The sequence below is a fragment of the Candidatus Obscuribacterales bacterium genome, assembly GCA_036703605.1.
Classification (GTDB): domain Bacteria; phylum Cyanobacteriota; class Cyanobacteriia; order RECH01; family RECH01; genus RECH01.
Genome location: DATNRH010000676.1, coordinates 1 through 1285 on the forward strand (window position 1 = coordinate 1; position 1285 = coordinate 1285).

The window sequence follows — 1285 nt, forward strand, 5'->3', positions numbered from 1 at the left end:
TCCACCACCTGAAGCGATCGCTGATGGCTTGCACCTAAGGATTCATCTGGCGGATGGTGCGTCCAGTTCGATAAGGCTGGCAAGGAACAGCGACGCTACAGTGCTGAAACTGCCCATAGGACACTACCAAATCCATAAGAGAACGCCCCCGGTCGGATAGACTGAGGGCGATCGCATCACGTCCTAATGGTCAAGCAGCCTTGCAACAGACTTAAGCAGCACACCGACAAAAATTGCTAGCGTCAGGATGATGGCTGTTGGCGAATCACCATGCTCAATCAACGGAGTCATATCGATAGTGATTGGATCGTTAGCGGGTTGCTCGGTGTACATTGGGCGAGTGTTCATTGAGTTATTGCTTGAGTTCGACCATTTCATCGTCAGCCATGAAACCGTCGAGATAGCCTCAGTTCTCGCTCATCTAGCGGCTCATTTAAGAGTGAGCTATATCTGAACCAAAACTGCTCCTATGACAACAACACAGCCTCATCCAATGGCCGCTACGCTCAAAGCTTCAACAACCGGATTGGACTTGATGGATAAAGCTCGTTGCAAGAAGGGATGGGCGAAAGCAGAGCAAGCTTGGGCTGATTTGGCGCATACGTCTCCAGCCACGCTAAAGCGGTTTTGGGCTGGGATTGCGATCGCTTCTTCTAGTTTTCGGGCTATCTGCAAGGCGGTTGGGATTGAAGATTGGGAGGCGATCGTAGAGTTTGAGGATAACTCAGAATTCCCGTCGCAAATCAGCGGAAAAAGACTATCCTTTGCGATTGCAGTCACCATCGAAGAGATCGATAAACACAAGCTGGACGCAATTGTTGCGCTGCTGAACCAGATAGGTAGAGATACATCAATAGGGTTTGTGGAAATCGACGACGGCAGCATCAGACTAATTTTAGGTGGCTCAGAAGATGCGCTCAATCGAGTTGAGGAGCTATTTCAGTCTGGAGAGTTAGCAGAGATCGAGGGCATTGAGGTTCAAGACGTTCACTTCCTACAGAAGGCTGAACAGGTTGCATTGCTGAGAAAAAACGGTGGTGAAGCTCAAAATTTAATGCGTGCCGACCTCAGAGGTGCCAACCTCAACTGTGCCGAACTCAGAGGTGCCAACCTCAACCGTGCCATCCTCAGCTTTGCCATCCTCAGATGTGCCAACCTCAGCGATGCCAACCTCAGCGGTGCCGACCTCAGCCGTGCCTACCTCAGCGGTGCCTACCTCAGCCATGCCAACCTCAACCATGCCAACCTCAACCATGCCAAGCTCAGCGATGCTTACCTCAGCGGT

The 1285-nt window shown here is 51.1% G+C and carries 1 protein-coding gene; it reads left to right on the forward strand.

Annotation, left to right across the window (positions count from 1 at the left end; genetic code table 11):
• Window positions 1–535: 535 nt before the first annotated feature.
• On the forward strand, window positions 536–1285 hold a 750-nt coding region (locus tag V6D20_14185; protein ID HEY9816929.1), incomplete at its 3' end, for a pentapeptide repeat-containing protein.